This window comes from Allohahella sp. A8, assembly GCF_047946665.1.
Lineage (GTDB): Bacteria > Pseudomonadota > Gammaproteobacteria > Pseudomonadales > Oleiphilaceae > Allohahella.
This window is the reverse complement of the sequence record NZ_CP172312.1, coordinates 3,268,780-3,286,811: the sequence shown is the minus strand read 5'-3', so window position 1 is coordinate 3,286,811 and position 18,032 is coordinate 3,268,780. Positions and strand designations below refer to the sequence as shown.

16 protein-coding genes are annotated in these 18,032 nt (G+C 51.3%); all 16 read left to right on the top strand.

The window, feature by feature from the left end; translation table 11 throughout:
- Positions 1-7: 7 nt before the first annotated feature.
- The 16 genes from rplL (at position 8) to rplP (ending at position 18,030) form a co-directional block, all read left to right on the top strand.
- Positions 8-382 carry a 50S ribosomal protein L7/L12 gene (rplL, locus tag ACH3PB_RS14765; protein ID WP_416396086.1) on the top strand — a complete coding sequence of 125 codons (375 nt, stop codon included), beginning with the start codon at positions 8-10 and terminating at the stop codon, positions 380-382.
- Positions 383-540: 158 nt separating this feature from the next.
- Complete coding sequence (gene rpoB, locus ACH3PB_RS14760) at positions 541-4,629, top strand: DNA-directed RNA polymerase subunit beta (protein ID WP_416396084.1); 4,089 nt, start codon at positions 541-543, stop codon at positions 4,627-4,629.
- Positions 4,630-4,734: 105 nt separating this feature from the next.
- On the top strand, positions 4,735-8,925 hold the full coding sequence (gene rpoC, locus ACH3PB_RS14755) for a DNA-directed RNA polymerase subunit beta' (RefSeq protein WP_416396082.1): 4,191 nt from the start codon (positions 4,735-4,737) through the stop codon (positions 8,923-8,925).
- Positions 8,926-9,018: 93 nt separating this feature from the next.
- On the top strand, positions 9,019-9,393 hold the full coding sequence (gene rpsL / locus ACH3PB_RS14750; RefSeq protein WP_344808319.1) for a 30S ribosomal protein S12: 375 nt from the start codon (positions 9,019-9,021) through the stop codon (positions 9,391-9,393).
- Positions 9,394-9,498: 105 nt separating this feature from the next.
- The gene (gene rpsG / locus ACH3PB_RS14745; RefSeq protein ID WP_344808321.1) at positions 9,499-9,972 is read left to right on the top strand and encodes a 30S ribosomal protein S7; all 474 of its coding nucleotides are present in this window, start codon (positions 9,499-9,501) and stop codon (positions 9,970-9,972) included.
- A gap of 26 nt (positions 9,973-9,998) precedes the next feature.
- The gene (fusA, locus tag ACH3PB_RS14740) at positions 9,999-12,089 is read left to right on the top strand and encodes an elongation factor G (protein ID WP_416396080.1); all 2,091 of its coding nucleotides are present in this window, start codon (positions 9,999-10,001) and stop codon (positions 12,087-12,089) included.
- A gap of 44 nt (positions 12,090-12,133) precedes the next feature.
- Complete coding sequence (gene tuf, locus ACH3PB_RS14735; protein WP_416396078.1) at positions 12,134-13,327, top strand: elongation factor Tu; 1,194 nt, start codon at positions 12,134-12,136, stop codon at positions 13,325-13,327.
- 164 nt (positions 13,328-13,491) lie between these two features.
- Positions 13,492-13,803 (top strand): 30S ribosomal protein S10, encoded by a 312-nt coding sequence (rpsJ, locus tag ACH3PB_RS14730; RefSeq protein ID WP_344808280.1) that lies wholly within the window; start codon positions 13,492-13,494, stop codon positions 13,801-13,803.
- A gap of 86 nt (positions 13,804-13,889) precedes the next feature.
- Positions 13,890-14,543, top strand: coding sequence for a 50S ribosomal protein L3 (gene rplC, locus ACH3PB_RS14725; RefSeq protein WP_416396076.1), 654 nt, complete (start codon positions 13,890-13,892; stop codon positions 14,541-14,543).
- A 9-nt stretch (positions 14,544-14,552) separates the two neighbouring features.
- Entirely contained in the window at positions 14,553-15,155 is a 603-nt protein-coding gene (gene rplD / locus ACH3PB_RS14720) for a 50S ribosomal protein L4 (RefSeq protein WP_416396074.1), read from the top strand.
- Positions 15,152-15,448, top strand: a complete 297-nt coding sequence (gene rplW, locus ACH3PB_RS14715; RefSeq protein WP_416396072.1) for a 50S ribosomal protein L23 — start codon at positions 15,152-15,154, stop codon at positions 15,446-15,448. The genes rplD and rplW overlap by 4 nt, the downstream gene beginning before the upstream one ends.
- Positions 15,449-15,457: 9 nt before the next feature.
- A complete protein-coding gene (gene rplB / locus ACH3PB_RS14710; protein WP_344808272.1) occupies positions 15,458-16,282 on the top strand; it encodes a 50S ribosomal protein L2 in 825 nt (274 codons plus the stop codon).
- 10 nt (positions 16,283-16,292) lie between these two features.
- Positions 16,293-16,568, top strand: a complete 276-nt coding sequence (gene rpsS, locus ACH3PB_RS14705) for a 30S ribosomal protein S19 (protein ID WP_416396070.1) — start codon at positions 16,293-16,295, stop codon at positions 16,566-16,568.
- Positions 16,569-16,580: 12 nt separating this feature from the next.
- A complete protein-coding gene (gene rplV, locus ACH3PB_RS14700; protein ID WP_344808298.1) occupies positions 16,581-16,913 on the top strand; it encodes a 50S ribosomal protein L22 in 333 nt (110 codons plus the stop codon).
- 6 nt (positions 16,914-16,919) lie between these two features.
- A complete protein-coding gene (gene rpsC, locus ACH3PB_RS14695) occupies positions 16,920-17,615 on the top strand; it encodes a 30S ribosomal protein S3 (RefSeq protein WP_344808268.1) in 696 nt (231 codons plus the stop codon).
- Between the two features lies 1 nt (position 17,616).
- On the top strand, positions 17,617-18,030 hold the full coding sequence (gene rplP / locus ACH3PB_RS14690; RefSeq protein ID WP_416396068.1) for a 50S ribosomal protein L16: 414 nt from the start codon (positions 17,617-17,619) through the stop codon (positions 18,028-18,030).
- The last annotated feature ends 2 nt before the right edge of the window (positions 18,031-18,032 follow it).

Genomic DNA, 18,032 nt, shown 5'->3' with positions numbered 1-18,032 from the left:
ACAAAGTATGTCATTGTCAAAAGACGATATCTTGAATGCAATTGCTGAAATGAGTGTCATGGATGTTGTGGCACTGGTTGAAGCTATGGAAGAAAAGTTCGGTGTATCTGCTGCTGCGGCTGTTGCTGCTGCTCCAGCTGCTGGCGGAGAAGCTGCAGCTGTAGAAGAAAAGACTGAATTCGATTTGATTTTGAAGGCAACTGGTGATAAGAAAGTTAACGTCATCAAAGCTGTAAGAGCGATCACTGGACTTGGCCTGAAAGAAGCCAAGGACCTGGTCGACGGTGCGCCTTCTACGATCAAGGAAGCACTTTCGAAAGACGATGCAGAAAAAGCGAAGAAAGATCTCGAAGAAGCCGGCGCTACTGTCGAGCTTAAGTAAGTCGAATACCTGTCTATCGCTGATTGGCGAGGCCGGCGCTTGTGCGCCGGCTTTTCCTTTTTGCCTGCCTGCGACTTTATCGCACAGCGGCAGGGTATCAGCCAAGAACCCTCTGAATTACTAGCAGATTTCAGTTGAGAGCAAACTGGGGAACGCGAATGACCTATTCCTATACCGAAAAGAAGCGAATTCGAAAAGACTTTAGCAAATTGCCTGTCGCAATGGCAGTTCCTTATCTATTGTCGATTCAGCTCGATTCATATTTCGATTTCCTTCAACTAGACCGGGCACCGGAAGGGCGTCAGGACATTGGCCTCCATGCGGCTTTCAAATCAGTTTTCCCCATCGCAAGTTTCAGCGGCAACGCTGCTCTTGAGTATGTAAGTTATAGACTTGGCCAACCAATTTTTGATGTGACCGAGTGCCAGGTACGTGGGGTAACCTACGCGGCACCGTTGCGAGTGAAAGTTCGTCTTATCATTTATGATAAAGACTCAGCCAGTAAGGCAATAAAAGATATCAAGGAACAGGAAGTCTATATGGGTGAAATACCCCTGATGACTGAAAACGGTACCTTCGTTATCAACGGTACTGAGCGCGTTATCGTGTCCCAGCTGCATCGCTCGCCGGGCGTATTCTTCGATCACGATAAGGGCAAAACTCATAGCTCAGGTAAGTTTCTCTATTCAGCTCGGGTTATCCCCTACCGTGGCTCCTGGCTCGATTTTGAGTTTGATCCCAAAGATGCAGTCTTCGTTCGAATAGATCGCCGCCGTAAGCTTCCTGCGACAATACTATTGCGCGCGCTGGAGTTTACCAGTGAAGAAATGCTGGACTTGTTCTTCGATTTTGACACCTTCCATTTTGAAGGCGAGAAGACATTCCTCAAGCTGATCCCAAACCGGCTTCGTGGCTTGCTTTCGACGTTTGAAATTCGCGACGCTGACGGCACTGTTGTGGTTGAAGAAGGCCGCCGGATCACCGCCAAGCACGTGCGTCAGCTCGAGAAGAGCAACATTGATTTGCTTGAAGTGCCAGCCGAGTATGTGGTTGGGCGAGTGCTGGCAAAAGATATTATCGATGAATCTACTGGCGAATTGATTGCTGCCAGTAACACAGAGATAACCCTTGAGCTATTGCAGACGATCAGAGCGAATAGTGCTCTAAAGAGTCTGGAAGTCCTTTACACAAACGAGCTGGATTGCGGTCCATTCATTTCAGATACACTGAATATCGACCCCACTTCAACGCCGTTAGAAGCTTTGGTCGAAATCTACAGGATGATGCGTCCTGGCGAGCCGCCTACTAAAGAGTCTGCTGAGAACCTGTTCAACAATCTCTTCTTTTCTGAAGATCGGTACGATCTCTCAACTGTCGGCAGAATGAAGTTTAACCGTCGTTTGGGCAGAGACAGCGATGGTGAAGACGATCCGAAGTCTGCAGTCCTTAGCAAAGACGATATTATCGATGTGCTTAAGACTCTGATCGATATCAGAAACGGTAAAGGGGAGGTCGATGATATTGACCATCTTGGAAACCGTCGCGTTCGCTCCGTCGGAGAAATGGCTGAGAACCAGTTCCGTGTTGGACTTGTTCGGGTTGAGCGTGCTGTTAAGGAGCGCTTGTCCATGGCTGAGTCTGAAGGCCTGATGCCTCAGGATCTCATCAATGCGAAGCCAGTTGCTGCCGCGGTTAAAGAGTTCTTTGGCTCAAGCCAGCTCTCGCAGTTTATGGATCAGAACAACCCGCTTTCGGAAGTCACGCACAAGCGCCGTGTCTCTGCGTTGGGGCCAGGTGGTCTCACTCGAGAGCGTGCAGGTTTCGAAGTGCGAGACGTGCATCCAACGCATTACGGTCGGGTGTGTCCTATCGAAACGCCGGAAGGGCCAAACATCGGTCTCATCAATAGTCTTGCGACATATGCGCGTGCCAACAGCTACGGTTTTCTGGAGAGTCCATATCGTAAATTGATTGACGGCGTGGTATCAGAGCAGATCGACTACCTTTCAGCTATCGAGGAAAGCGAGTTTGTTATCGCCCAGGCGAATGCCGAGCTTGATGCGGACAATCGCCTTGTTTCCGAGCTGGTTACCGTACGACATAAAAATGAATTTACGGTCATGCCTCCTGAGCGCGTTGACTATATGGACGTATCGCCCCGGCAGGTTGTATCGGTAGCGGCATCTCTTATCCCATTTCTTGAGCACGATGACGCCAACAGAGCTCTGATGGGGTCGAACATGCAGCGACAGGCGGTGCCCACATTAATCGCCGAGAAGCCACTGGTAGGCACAGGTTTCGAGCGATATGTAGCTCAGGACTCGGGTGTATGCGTGGTCGCTAAGCGAGGTGGCGTAATTGCCAGTGTCGATGCTGGGCGAATCGTGGTTCGGGTAGATGGGGATGAAACCGACGCAACAGATGCAGGTGTGGACATCTATAACCTCATCAAATATCAGCGTTCCAACCAGAATACCTGCATCAATCAACGCGCATTAGTGCGCGAAGGTGAGCGCATCAGTCGCGGTGACGTGCTTGCAGATGGTCCGTCCGTGGATATGGGCGAGCTCGCGCTGGGTCAGAATATGCGCATCGCATTCATGCCTTGGAATGGCTACAACTTCGAAGACTCGATACTCGTTTCTGAACGAGTAGTTAAAGAGGATCGTTTCACCACCATTCATATTCAAGAGCTGACTTGTATAGCTCGTGATACCAAGCTCGGCGCAGAGGAAGTGACAGCTGACATACCAAATGTCGGTGAAAGCGCGCTGGCCAAGCTTGACGATAGTGGTGTTATCTTCATCGGCGCTGAAGTTGAACCTAGTGACATTCTGGTAGGCAAGGTTACGCCCAAAGGCGAGACTCAGTTGACGCCAGAAGAGAAGTTGCTGCGGGCAATATTCGGTGAGAAAGCTTCCGACGTGAAAGACACCTCCCTTCGTGTGCCAACCGGTACGCGTGGAACTGTCATCGACGTCCAAGTGTTCACCCGCGACGGTGTAGAGAAGGATCAGCGGGCCCTGGAAATTGAGAACGCAGAGCTTGCCAAAGTTAAAAAGGATTTGAACGACGAATATAAGATTGTAGAAGGCGCTACGTTCGAGCGACTTCGGTCGGCTCTTACTGGGCAGAAAGTGCTCAGTGGACCTGGCCTGCGGAAGGGCGACGAACTTACCGACGCTCATTTCAAGGCGTTTGAAAAGGATGAGTGGTTCAAGCTCAAAATGGATAGTGATGAGCTTAACGAACTGCTCGACAAAGCTGACGCTCAGTTGAAGCAGCGTAAGGCCAGTGTCGAAGAGCGGTTTGAAGACAAGAAGCGCAAGCTTCAGTCTGGCGACGATCTCGCACCCGGCGTGCTCAAAATTGTTAAGGTGTACCTCGCTGTCAAACGTAGAATCCAGCCGGGTGACAAAATGGCTGGACGACACGGTAACAAAGGTGTGATTTCTGCCATCATGCCCATCGAAGACATGCCTTATGACGAAACAGGTGACCCTGTTGATATCGTTCTCAATCCCCTAGGCGTTCCATCGCGGATGAACGTTGGGCAGGTGCTTGAGACGCATTTGGGTGCGGCGGCGAAAGGGCTTGGCCATAAAATCAACAAGATGCTTGAGGCACAAAAGCAGGTCGGCGAGATCAAGAAATTCCTCAACGAGGTCTACAACACTATCGGTGGACGCCAGGAAAATCTTGATGAACTCAACGATGATGAGATTCTTGAGCTGGCTCGTAATCTCACGGGTGGTGTTCCAATGGCCACACCTGTATTCGATGGTGCGAAAGAAAGCGAAATCAAGGCAATGCTGAAGCTTGCTGATATGGATGACTCTGGTCAGGTCTGGCTGTATGACGGTCGAACAGGTGATCGTTTCGAGCGTCAGGTCACAGTTGGCTACATGTATATGCTAAAGCTCAACCACCTCGTTGATGACAAGATGCATGCTCGTTCTACCGGGTCCTACAGCCTCGTTACTCAGCAGCCGCTTGGTGGTAAGGCTCAGTTTGGTGGGCAGCGGTTCGGAGAGATGGAGGTCTGGGCGTTGCAAGCCTACGGTGCCGCTTACACGCTTCAGGAAATGCTGACAGTAAAATCCGATGACGTGAACGGCCGAACCAAAATGTATAAAAACATTGTGGACGGGGATCATCGGATGGAGCCAGGTATGCCGGAATCGTTTAACGTTCTTGTGAAGGAGATCCGTTCACTTGGTATCGATATTGAATTAGAGAGCGAATAGCATGCGGCGCAGTGAAATGCGCCAGCAGGCTCAGAATTGACGGGTTGAAATTGTATGTCGGCGACGTCGCATCGTCGCCGACTCAGACGCCAGAGGCATTCGCTAATGAAAGATTTGCTAAATCTTCTTAAAAACCAGAACCATACTCAAGAATTCGACAGTATTCGCATTGGTCTGGCTTCTCCTGAAATGATCAGAAGCTGGTCGTATGGAGAAGTAAAAAAGCCGGAAACCATCAACTACCGAACTTTCAAGCCGGAACGTGACGGGCTCTTCTGCGCAAAAATATTTGGTCCCACAAAGGACTACGAGTGCCTGTGTGGAAAGTACAAGCGCCTCAAGCATCGTGGTGTTATTTGCGAGAAGTGCGGCGTTGAAGTCGCGCCTTCTAGTGTGCGACGCGAGCGGATGGGTCACATTCAACTTGCTTCGCCCGTAGCTCATATCTGGTTTCTCAAATCTCTGCCCTCACGCATTGGCCTATTGCTGGACATGACTCTGCGTGACATCGAGCGGGTCCTCTACTTCGAATCCTTCATCGTGATCGAGCCTGGGATGACTACGCTTGAGCGTGGACAATTGCTGTCCGATGAGCAGTATTATGAAGCTCTTGAAGAGTTCGGTGACGAGTTCGACGCAAAGATGGGTGCCGAAGCGGTTCAGGCACTACTTGCCGATATTACGCTGGACGAAGAAATTGCGCGGCTGCGTGAAGAGGTCCCCGCCACAAATTCTGAAACCAAGATCAAGAAGCTTTCAAAGCGTCTCAAGCTGCTGGAAGCGTTTGCAGAGTCAGGAAATCGTCCCGAGTGGATGATCATGACGGTTCTACCTGTTCTGCCACCCGATTTGCGTCCTTTGGTACCGCTCGACGGCGGTCGATTCGCGACAAGCGATCTCAATGACCTCTACCGTCGCGTGATCAATAGAAATAATCGCTTAAAGCGTCTGCTTGAGTTGAGTGCGCCAGACATTATCGTGCGTAACGAAAAGCGTATGCTTCAAGAAGCAGTCGATGCGCTTCTGGACAACGGCCGTCGTGGAAGAGCTATCACTGGCTCTAATAAGCGTCCGTTGAAATCGCTTGCGGACATGATCAAAGGTAAGCAGGGCCGTTTCCGTCAAAACCTTCTGGGTAAGCGAGTTGACTATTCAGGCCGCTCGGTAATCGTTGTTGGTCCGACACTGCGTCTGCATCAGTGCGGTCTTCCAAAGAAAATGGCGTTAGAGCTCTTCAAGCCTTTCATCTTCAGCAAGCTGGAGCACCGTGGTCTGGCGACTACAATCAAGGCCGCCAAGAAAATGGTCGAGCGCGAAGAGGCCGTCGTTTGGGATATTCTCGATGAAGTCATCAGAGAGCATCCAGTTATGCTGAACCGGGCACCCACGCTGCACCGCCTCGGTATTCAGGCGTTCGAGCCTATCCTGATCGAGGGTAAAGCTATCCAGCTGCACCCACTTGTCTGTACAGCTTACAACGCCGACTTCGATGGCGATCAGATGGCTGTTCACGTGCCGTTGACGCTCGAGGCTCAGCTCGAAGCTCGCGCGCTCATGATGGCGACCAATAACATACTGTCACCTGCTAACGGGGACCCGATCATTGTTCCGTCGCAGGACGTTGTGCTCGGTCTGTATTTCATGACGCGAGAGCGAATAAATGCCCCCGGTGAAGGCATGGTTTTCAGTGATCTGGACGAGCTCACGCGCGCCTATGGCAGTAAAAAGGCTAATCTTCAGGCGCGTGTGAAAGTGCGGATCAGTGAAACGAGCATCGATAGTGAAGGTGTCCATCACGATGTAATGAAATTGGTGGATACCACGGTGGGCCGTGCTCTGCTCTATCGCATTGTGCCGAAGGGGCTTCCGTTCGAGCTCGTTAATCAGCCAATGAAGAAGAAAGCCATTTCTCAGCTTATCAATGCCTGCTACCGCCGGGTAGGTCTGAAAGAAACCGTAATCTTTGCCGACCAAATTATGTACACCGGCTTTAGCTATGCGACCGTGTCGGGCGCCTCTATCGGTGTTAACGATTTTGTTATTCCCGAAGAAAAAGCAAAGATCATCGAAGCTGCCGACAACGAAGTTAAAGAAATTGAGAGTCAATTTGCTTCGGGTCTGCTCACCGGCGGTGAAAAGTACAACAAGGTTATCGATATTTGGTCACGAGCGAACGATAAGGTTTCCAAGGCGATGATGGCCAGATTGGGAACCGAAAAGGTCGTGAACAAGGAAGGTGTCGAGGTAGACCAGGAGTCCTTCAATTCGGTCTACATCATGGCGGACTCAGGTGCCCGAGGTTCAGCTGCCCAGATTCGTCAGTTGGCTGGTATGCGAGGACTGATGGCTAAGCCGGACGGCTCCATTATCGAGACTCCAATCACGGCTAACTTTCGGGAAGGCCTGAACGTTCTGCAGTACTTCATTTCGACACACGGTGCTCGAAAGGGTCTCGCAGACACGGCATTGAAGACTGCCAACTCTGGATATCTTACACGACGTCTGGTCGACGTGGCTCAGGACGTTGTCGTCACAGAAGTTGATTGCGGTACAGATCAGGGACTTCTCGTTACGCCTCACATCGAGGGCGGTGACGTCGTGGTGAATCTCGGGGATCGAGTTCTTGGCCGTGTTACTGCTGCAGATGCGTTTTCTGCAGCCAACGCCAAGGACGTAGTTCTTCCTGCGGGAACTCTGCTTGACGAGGCGGCTGTTGAAAAGCTCGAGCAGGCGGGCGTCGATGAACTGTACGTGCGCTCCCCAATATTCTGCACAACGAAATATGGAATCTGCGCGAGCTGTTACGGACGGGACCTGGCGCGCGGACATCTCGTGAACGTAGGCGAGGCTGCTGGTGTTATTGCGGCCCAGTCAATCGGAGAGCCGGGCACACAGCTGACGATGCGAACGTTCCACATAGGTGGAGCGGCTTCAAGATCGTCGGCGGTGGACAATGTTCAGGTCAAGCACGGTGGAACAGTGCGCCTTCACAATATGAAGTCGATCGAGCGCAAGAACGGCAAGTTGGTCGTGGTCTCCCGTTCCTCTGAATTGGCCATTGCTGACGCGGCCGGGCGCGAGAGAGAGTCTTACAAGCTGCCTTATGGTGCAGAGGTAAGTGTCAAGCATGGTGAGCAGGTAGAGGCTGGTGGTATTGTTGCCAAATGGGATCCACACACTCACCCGATCATCACAGAAGTTGGTGGTAAGGTGACCTTCGTGGGCCTGGAAGAAGGCATTACTATGAAGACCCAGACCGACGAGCTGACGGGTCTTTCCAGTATCGAGATTATCGATCCTAAAGATCGGCCTGCTGCTGGTAAGGATATTCGTCCATTGATACAGCTCCTGGATGAAGCTGGCAATGAAATGAATTTCCCTGGTACCGATACCACTGCCCAATATTTCATGCCGGCCAATGCCCAGCTGCGTTTGAAAAATGGCGACATGCTTGAGGGCGGCGACGTTATCGCCCGTATTCCGCAGGAAAGTTCGAAGACGCGCGATATCACAGGTGGTCTGCCACGAGTTGCTGATCTCTTCGAAGCGCGTAAGCCAAAAGAGCCTGCAATACTGGCGGAGATCAGTGGTTTGGTCTCGTTTGGTAAAGAAACCAAGGGTAAAAAGCGACTGGTCATCTCGCCGACAGACAATAACGAGCCGTATGAAGTGCTTATTCCCAAGTGGCGTCAGCTCAACGTGTTCGACGGGGAACAGGTTACTAAGGGTGAGGTCATTGCGGACGGCCCTTCAAACCCCCACGATATCCTTCGCCTTCTTGGTGTAGGTGAGCTGGCGAAGTATATTATCAATGAGATCCAGGATGTCTATCGGTTGCAAGGCGTTGTCATCAACGACAAGCATATCGAAGTCATCGTGCGTCAAATGATTCGAAAGGTCGAAGTTACAGCCGCGGGCGATACCTCTCTTATCAAGGGTGATCAGGTCGAGCTGGTTCATGCCGAGGAAGAGAACGATACGGCCAGAATTAAGGAAACGATTGAAGCTCGCTACGAAAGGGTGCTGCTTGGTATCACTAAAGCCAGCCTAGCAACGGAAAGCTTTATTTCTGCTGCGTCGTTCCAGGAAACTACACGGGTTCTTACGGAGGCCGCGGTTACTGGCAAGAAGGATCATCTGCGAGGTCTGAAGGAAAACGTAGTGGTTGGACGCCTGATTCCTGCAGGTACAGGCTCAGCCTACCATGCCGAACGGAAGCGCAAGAAGAACCAGAAGGATTCCAGTGTTAGTGCGGCGGATGTAGTGCAGGCCCTGAGCGCTGAGTTGAACCGATAGGTAAACCAATTCGGGGCGCTTGACTCTGTCAAGTCGCCCTTATACAATCCGTGCCCTTGTTTTCGAGGGTATTAGTAAATCGGAGTAAGCCTCATGGCAACTATAAATCAGCTGGTACGTAAGCCACGGTCTCGGCCAATCGAGAAAAGTGGTGTTCCAGCGTTACAAGGGTGTCCACAGCGTCGCGGAGTTTGTACTCGCGTCTACACAACGACACCTAAGAAACCTAATTCGGCGCTGCGAAAGGTGTGCCGGGTTCGACTCACCAATGGCTTTGAAGTCAGTTCGTACATTGGTGGAGAAGGTCACAACCTTCAGGAGCACAGCGTTGTTTTGATCCGCGGCGGTCGTGTTAAGGATCTTCCGGGTGTGCGATACCACACCGTGCGTGGAACTCTTGATACTGCTGGCGTGAATGACCGTAAACAAGGTCGTTCAAAGTACGGTACAAAGCGTCCCAAGAGCTAATATATAGCGCTTTGGATCTATTTAGATAAGAGTAAGGCTGTCGCGCCTCCTGTATACGCAGGGCTGCTGGCAGGATTACCTGAAGATACTCATTAAGGACTTATCATGCCACGTAGAAGAGTTGCGGCTAAGCGGGAAATCCTGCCTGACCCCAAGTACAAGAGCCAGAAGCTCGCCAAGTTTATCAACCACGTTATGGAAGCTGGCAAGAAATCTGTTGCCGAGCAAATTGTTTATGGTGCACTTGATATTGTTATCAAGAAGACCGGCACTAATGATGCCATGGAGATCTTTGAGACTGCCCTCGAGAAGATACAGCCAATGGTTGAGGTCAAGGCGCGTCGAGTTGGTGGTGCGACCTATCAGGTTCCTGTTGAGGTAAGACCGTCACGTCAGGCGGCACTGAGCATGCGTTGGTTGGTAGAGTATTCTCGGAAGCGTGGCGAAAAGTCGATGTCAGCAAGGCTGGCGGCTGAAGTGATGGAGGCTGCAGAGGGTCGTGGTGCTGCTGTTAAGAAGCGGGAAGATGTTCACCGAATGGCTGAAGCCAACAAGGCGTTCTCGCACTATCGTTTCTAATCTGATATTGCTTAACGGAGTCTACTTTGGCGCGTAAAACACCGATTGCGAACTATCGTAATATCGGGATCTGCGCTCACGTAGATGCCGGTAAAACGACTACCACCGAACGTGTGCTTTTTTATACCGGTCTTTCACACAAGATGGGTGAAGTTCACGATGGTGCTGCGACCATGGATTGGATGGAGCAGGAGCAGGAGCGAGGTATCACGATCACCTCTGCTGCTACTACCTGCTTCTGGCGTGGTATGCAGGCTCAGTTTGATGAGCATCGCATCAATATTATCGACACGCCTGGTCACGTTGACTTCACAATTGAAGTAGAGCGCAGTCTCAGAGTTCTTGATGGTGCGGTGGTTGTTCTTTGTGGCTCTTCGGGCGTTCAGCCCCAGACCGAAACCGTCTGGCGTCAAGCCAACAAATATCACGTTCCCCGTCTGGTGTTCGTCAACAAGATGGATCGCACCGGTGCGGACTTTGAGCGCGTCGTGGCGCAGCTCGAGTCTCGGCTTGGCGCAACCCCTATACCTCTGCAGATGACTATTGGTTCGGAAGAAGATTTTCGGGGCGTCGTCGATCTCATCAAAATGAGAGCGATAATCTGGAACGAGGCGGATCAGGGGTTAACCTTCGACTACCACGATGTGCCGGAGGATCTGATCGAGATCTGTGCAGAGATGCGGGAGCGAGTTGTAGAGGCGGCCGCCGAGTCGGGCGATCGTCTGATGGAAAAGTATCTTGAAGGTGGTGACCTCACTGAGGCAGAGATAAAAGAAGGCATACGCGCGCGCACGCTTGCCAATGAAATTGTGCCGGTTTTAGGTGGTTCGGCGTTCAAGAACAAAGGTGTGCAGGCTGTGCTCGATGCGGTAGTTGATTATCTGCCCGCCCCGACAGAGGTTAAGCCTATCGAGGGCGTCCTGGCGGATGGAACTGCTGGGGCGCGAGCTGCAGATGATGATGCGCCATTTAGCGCGCTCGCTTTTAAAATCGCTAGCGATTCCTATGTTGGAACGTTGACGTTTGTGCGCGTGTATTCCGGTGTTTTGAAGTCGGGCGCTACCGTTTTCAATACGGTCAAGACCAAGCGCGAGCGTGTAGGTCGGATGGTGCAGATGCACTCCAACAATCGTGAAGAGATAGCTGAGGTTCGTGCAGGCGATATTGCGGCCTTGATTGGTTTGAAAGATGTTACGACTGGCGATACGCTTTCGGACTTTGATAATCAGATTACGCTTGAGCGCATGGATTTTCCAGATCCGGTAATCTCAGTTGCTGTCGAGCCCAGGTCGAAGGCGGACGAAGATAAAATGGGTGTTGCTCTGGCTCGTCTTGCGCAAGAGGATCCATCTTTCCGAGTAAAGACCGACGAAGAAACTGGTCAAATCATCATATCAGGTATGGGCGAATTGCATCTTGATATCATCGTTGATCGGATGCGAAGAGAGTATGGTGTCGAGGCCAATATTGGTAAGCCTCAGGTTGCTTATCGAGAGGCTATAACGCGTATCTGTGAAATCGAAGGCAAGTTCGTCAGGCAGACAGGTGGTAAGGGTCAATACGGACATGTATGGATCCGTTTCGAGCCATCTGATGATGATGGTCTCTGCTTTGTGAATGAGATTGCTGGTGGTGTAGTGCCGAAGGAATATATTCCTGCGGTTGAAAAGGGTATTGCGGAACAGATGCAAAACGGTATCATCGCCGGCTATCCGCTGCTCGGTCTGAAAGCTACATTATTTGACGGCAGTTATCACGATGTAGATAGTAATGAGATGGCCTTTCGTATAGCAGGCAGTCTGGCTGCGCGGGATTTGCGCGATCATGGTGGCGCCGTGCTCCTCGAGCCTGTAATGAAGGTTGAAGTGGTCGCGCCAGAAGATAATATGGGCGACGTGGTCGGCGATTTAAATCGCCGGCGTGGCGTTATTCATGGCATGGAAGACATACATAGCGGCAAGATTATCGACGCTGAGGTTCCGCTTGCGGAAATGTTCGGCTACGCAACTGACCTTCGTTCAGCAACGCAAGGTCGTGCAACTTATACGATGGAATTTAGCCGGTACTGCGAAGCGCCTGCTAACGTCGCTAAAGTCATCATTAGCGCTCGCACGTAATTTTAACTGGCTGGCTCGTCACAAAAACTAAAGAGGAATTAAAAGTGGGAAAAGCAAAATTTGATCGGACTAAGCCTCACGTTAACGTGGGCACGATAGGGCACGTTGACCACGGTAAGACGACACTGACCGCTGCGTTGACACGAGTTTGCGCTGAGGTATGGGGTGGTGACGTTTCGGCGTTCGACCAGATCGACAAGGCGCCTGAAGAGAAGGCTCGTGGTATCACGATCGCAACTTCGCATGTTGAGTATCAGTCAGAGCTGCGTCACTACGCGCACGTCGACTGTCCAGGTCACGCCGATTATGTCAAGAACATGATCACTGGTGCGGCACAGATGGACGGTGCGATTCTGGTTTGCTCGGCGGCCGATGGTCCAATGCCGCAGACCCGTGAGCACATCCTGCTGGCGCGTCAGGTTGGCGTACCATACATCGTCGTGTTCCTGAACAAGGCGGATATGGTTGATGACGAAGAGCTCCTCGAGCTCGTCGAAATGGAAGTTCGTGATCTGCTGAGTGCATACGAATTCCCAGGTGATGATACGCCGATCATTGTTGGTTCTGCGCTGATGGCGCTTGAAGGCAAAGATGATAACGGTATCGGTACCACAGCGGTCAAGAAGCTGGTTGAGACGCTGGACTCTTACATCCCTGAGCCAGAGCGTGCTATCGACAAGGCGTTCCTGATGCCTATCGAAGACGTATTCTCAATCTCTGGTCGCGGTACTGTCGTGACTGGTCGAGTTGAGCGCGGCGTTATCAAGGTTGGTGAGGAGCTTGAGATTGTCGGTATCCGTGATACCACCAAGACTACCTGCACCGGTGTCGAGATGTTCCGTAAGCTGCTCGACGAAGGTCGTGCTGGCGAGAACGTTGGTGTACTGCTGCGTGGTACCAAGCGTGACGACGTAGAGCGTGGTCAGGTTCTGTGTAAGCCGGGCACTATCCTGCCGCACACAGTGTTTGAGTGTGAAGTGTATGTCCTGAGTAAGGATGAAGGTGGTCGTCACACGCCATTCTTCAAAGGCTACCGCCCACAGTTCTACTTCCGTACTACGGACGTGACTGGAAGCTGTGAGCTGCCTGAAGGTGTTGAAATGGTAATGCCTGGCGACAACGTCAAGATGAAGGTCAGTCTCATTCATCCAATTGCGATGGAAGACGGTCTGCGCTTTGCGATTCGTGAAGGTGGCAGGACCGTAGGCGCGGGCGTTGTTTCTAAGGTTATTGAATAAACTTTAGGATCGGTACGCAACTGAAAGGGGGCTTGGCCCCCTTTTTTATTAGACCTGACTGATGACTTCCTGCAGGAATCAGGTTGACAGTGTGAAAAGCCGCGCTTACAATGCGGCTCCTTTTTCGATGGGTGGATGCCTGCCTATTGTGTCGGAGAGTACAAATGCAAAGCCAAACGATCAGAATTCGACTCAAGGCTTTCGACTATCGCCTGATTGATCAATCTACTCAGGAAATTGTCGATACGGCTAAAAGGACTGGAGCGCAAGTTCGCGGCCCAATCCCGTTGCCAACGAAGCACGAGAGATTCACGATTCTTATTTCGCCGCACGTCAACAAAGATGCGCGAGATCAATACGAAATACGAACACATAAAAGATTGCTCGATATTGTCGAGCCTACGGAAAAGACCGTAGACGCGCTGATGAAGTTAGATCTTGCGGCCGGAGTTGATGTTCAAATCAGTCTCGGTTAATAGATAGGGATAGCAATATCCCGCTTCATTGGTGTAACACATATTGTGGCCATAGAGGGTTAGCCCCGTACACTAAGAGGTGAAAAATGGCAATTGGTTTAGTCGGCCGTAAGGTTGGCATGACTCGTTTGTTTCTGGAAGACGGTACGGCGACAGCCGTTACTGTCATCGAAGTGTCGAAGAATGTCATCACCCAGGTGAAGTCCCTGGAAGTTGATGGTTACACGGCAGTTCAAGTGGCTTCTGGTTCAAAGAAGCCTTCTCGGCTCAATAAGCCCGAGGCAGGTATCTTCGCCAAAACTGGCGTGGAGCCCGCAGCGCGTTTTGATGAGTTCCGCATTAGCTCCGAAGAGATCTCAGGCTTCAGCGCCGGTGATGAAGTTCGCGTGTCGATTTTTGCGCCTGGCCAATCCGTGGACGTGACTGGCGTTTCCAAGGGCAAGGGTTTCGCTGGCGTTATTAAGCGCTGGAACTTCTCCATGCAGGACGCTACGCACGGCAACTCACTTTCTCACCGTGCTCCTGGATCGATTGGTCAAAACCAGTCTCCTGGAAAGGTCTTCAAGGGAAAGAAAATGGCCGGACAGCTTGGTAATAAGCAAATTACTGTCCAGAGTCTTACAGTGGCTCGAGTTGACGAGGAGCGTAACTTGTTACTCGTGTCGGGCTCCGTGCCCGGTGCTGTCGGTAGTAACGTTATTGTTAAGCCTGCTGTTAAAGCAGTCAACAAGAAGGGATAGGGGGCGCAGATGCAATTGAATGTTCAAGGCGCAGAAGCGCTTGCCGTATCCGACCAGGCTTTCGGTAGAGAATTTAACCAGGATCTGGTTCATCAGGTAGTTACCGCTTACTTGGCGGGAGCACGTCAAGGTACAAAGGCTCAGAAGACGCGATCAGATGTTAGCGGTGGCGGTAAGAAGCCGTGGCGGCAAAAAGGTACTGGTCGTGCCCGAGCTGGTACAATCCGTAGTCCTATCTGGCGAGGGGGTGGCGTTACATTCGCAGCCCGGCCGCGCGACCACAGTCAGAAAGTTAACAAGAAGATGTACCGAGCTGCAATGCAGGCTATTTTGTCTGAGCTTGTTCGGCAGGATCGTCTGCTTGTTGTTGAGTCGGTTTCGCCTGATACGCACAAGACTAAGCAGTTTGCTGAGAAGCTTCAGAATATGGGTATCAGCAACGCTTTGATTATCACCGAAGAAATGGATGAAAAGTTGTATCTTGCTTCGCGCAATATACCGCGTATCTATGTCTGCGATGCGCAAGGAATTGACCCGGTGAGCCTCATTAACTGCGAAAAGGTCGTCGTCACGGTATCGGCGATCAAGAAGATAGAGGAGATGCTGGGATGATTCGCGAAAGATTGTATAAGGTGCTGCTTGGTCCTCATGTTTCGGAGAAGGCCACCCGTATCGCTGAACTTAACAACCAGGTTACCTTCAAGATTGCACCCGATGCTACCAAGGCTGAGGTAAGGCAGGCAGTGGAGGCGTTGTTTAAAGTTTCAGTTAAGGCTGTTCAGGTCGTTACCATCAAGGGTAAGACCAAGCGGACGGCTCGTGGTATTGGAAAGAAGTCAGCTGTCAGAAAGGCTTATGTTCGCCTTGCTGAAGGGCAGACAATTGAATTCGCTGACGTCGAATAAGGGGTTTATATGCCAGTTCTAAAAACTAAGCCGACGTCGGCTGGTCGGCGTCATGTGGTTAAAGTGGTTAATCACGATCTCCATAAAGGTGCACCTGTAGCCAGGTTGACTGAAACGCTCACCAAGAAAGGTGGCCGTAATAATACTGGGCGCATAACTGTGCGGCACCAGGGCGGTGGTCATAAGCGTCTCTATCGCGTTATTGATTTTAAGCGCAATAAAGATGGTGTTCCCGCGGTCGTCGAGCGGCTTGAGTATGATCCGAATCGATCAGCGCATATTGCTTTGGTAGCTTACGCTGATGGTGACAAGCGGTACATTGTTGCCAGTAAGGGGCTAAAAGCGGGCGATACCATTCAGAATGGTGAAGATGCACCGATTCGGTCGGGTAGTTGTTTGCCGCTCCGCAACATTCCCGTTGGTAGCGTTGTGCATTGTATTGAGCTGAAGCCTGGCAAGGGTGCTCAGATGATCCGCAGTGCTGGTACATCAGCGCAGGTGGTCGCGAGAGAGGGTGTTTACGCAACCCTTCGTCTGAAGTCAGGCGAAATGCGCAAGGTGCTGTCTGAGTGCCGGGCTACTCTAGGGGAAGTTTGTAACTCCGAGCATAACCTGAAGGTTTACGGCAAGGCTGGTGCGAAGCGTTGGATTGGCGTTCGCCCGACAGTGCGCGGTACGGTCATGAACCCGGTTGACCACCCACACGGTGGTGGTGAGGGACGTAACTTTGGTAAGCACCCAGTAACCCCATGGGGCGTGCCTACTAAGGGATACAAGACCAGAAAGAACAAGCGTACGGATAAGATGATTATCCGCAGCCGTAAAGCAAAGTAGGAGTTAAATCGTGCCACGTTCATTGAAGAAAGGACCGTTCATCGACCTGCATTTGCTTAAGAAGGTTGAAGCGGCTAATGAAACTAAAGATAAAAAACCGATCAAGACCTGGTCACGTCGCTCAACCATCTTCCCGGAAATGGTTGGCTTGACGATAGCTGTTCACAACGGCCGGCAACATGTTCCAGTGTATGTAACCGAAGATATGGTCGGGCATAAATTGGGCGAATTTTCTGCCACACGCACCTTCAAAGGCCACGTGGCAGACAAGAAAGCCAAACGGTAGAGGAGAAGGATGGTGGAAGTAGCAGCTAAATTAGCAGGCGCCCGCCTCTCTGCTCAGAAAGCCCGTTTGGTGGCTGATCTGATCAGAGGAAAGGGTGTTGAAGAGGCGTTAGACGTGCTTACGTTTAGCCCGAAAAAGGCAGCGCATATCGTTAAAAAGGTTCTCGAGTCAGCGATAGCAAACGCTGAGCACAACGAGGGGCTTGATGTGGATGAGCTGAAAGTATCAACGGTGTTTGTTGATGAAGGCCCAGTTATGAAGCGAATTAAGCCTCGGGCCAAAGGACGTGCAGATCGTATTCTTAAGCGTACCTGCCACATCACTATCAAGGTCGCGGAGGCTTAGACGAAAATGGGACAGAAAGTTCATCCAGTCGGTATCCGACTCGGAATCGTTAAAGAGCATAATTCGGTTTGGTACGCAGACAAGAAGCACTACGCTGATAATCTGCTTACTGACATTCGTGTTCGTGAGTACCTCATGAAGAAGCTTGAAAGAGCTTCTGTGAGCAAGATCATTATTGAGCGACCTGCTCAAAATGCCAAAATTACCATTCACACTGCCCGCCCAGGTATCGTGATTGGTAAGAAGGGTGAGGACGTAGATAAGCTGCGCTCAGAAATTGGCGCTTTGATGGGCGTTCCCGTTCATCTGAATATCGAAGAAATTCGCAAGCCAGATCTGGATGCGAAACTTGTTGCCGCCGGTGTGGCGAGCCAGCTTGAGCGACGCGTAATGTTTCGTCGCGCCATGAAGCGTGCTGTGCAGAATGCTATGCGTCAGGGTGCGAAGGGCATAAAGATTCAGGTCGGAGGCCGTCTCGGTGGTGCTGAGATTGCTCGTACAGAATGGTATAGAGAAGGTCGTGTGCCTCTCCATACCTTGAGAGCTGATATCGATTACGCAACCCATGAAGCACATACCACCTATGGTGTTATCGGTGTGAAAGTCTGGATCTTCAAAGGCGAAATTCTAGGCGGTATAGCCCAGATTCGTGCAGAAGCAGCGGCAGCCGGTAAGAAGTCTTCCAAACAAGAGAGGGCATAACATGCTGCAGCCCAAACGTACTAAATTCAGAAAAATGTTTAAAGGCCGTAATACTGGTCTTGCTACACGTGGTGCCAAGGTCAGTTTTGGTGAATACGGTCTGAAAGCTACGGCACGTGGCCGAATAACTTCTCGTCAGATTGAGGCGGCCCGACGAACCATTACTCGAAAAATCAAGCGAGGCGGCAAAATCTGGATTCGTATTTTCCCAGACAAGCCAATCAGCAAGAAGCCGCTTGAAGTGAGAATGGGTAAGGGTAAGGGTGCAGTAGAATACTGGGTCGCTGAAATTCAGCCTGGTAGAGTCCTGTATGAAATGGAAGGCGTGTCAGAAGATCTTGCAAGAGAGGCGTTTACCCTCGCTGCAGCCAAGCTGCCGATCGCGACGACCTTCGTTACCAGAACGGTGATGTAGAC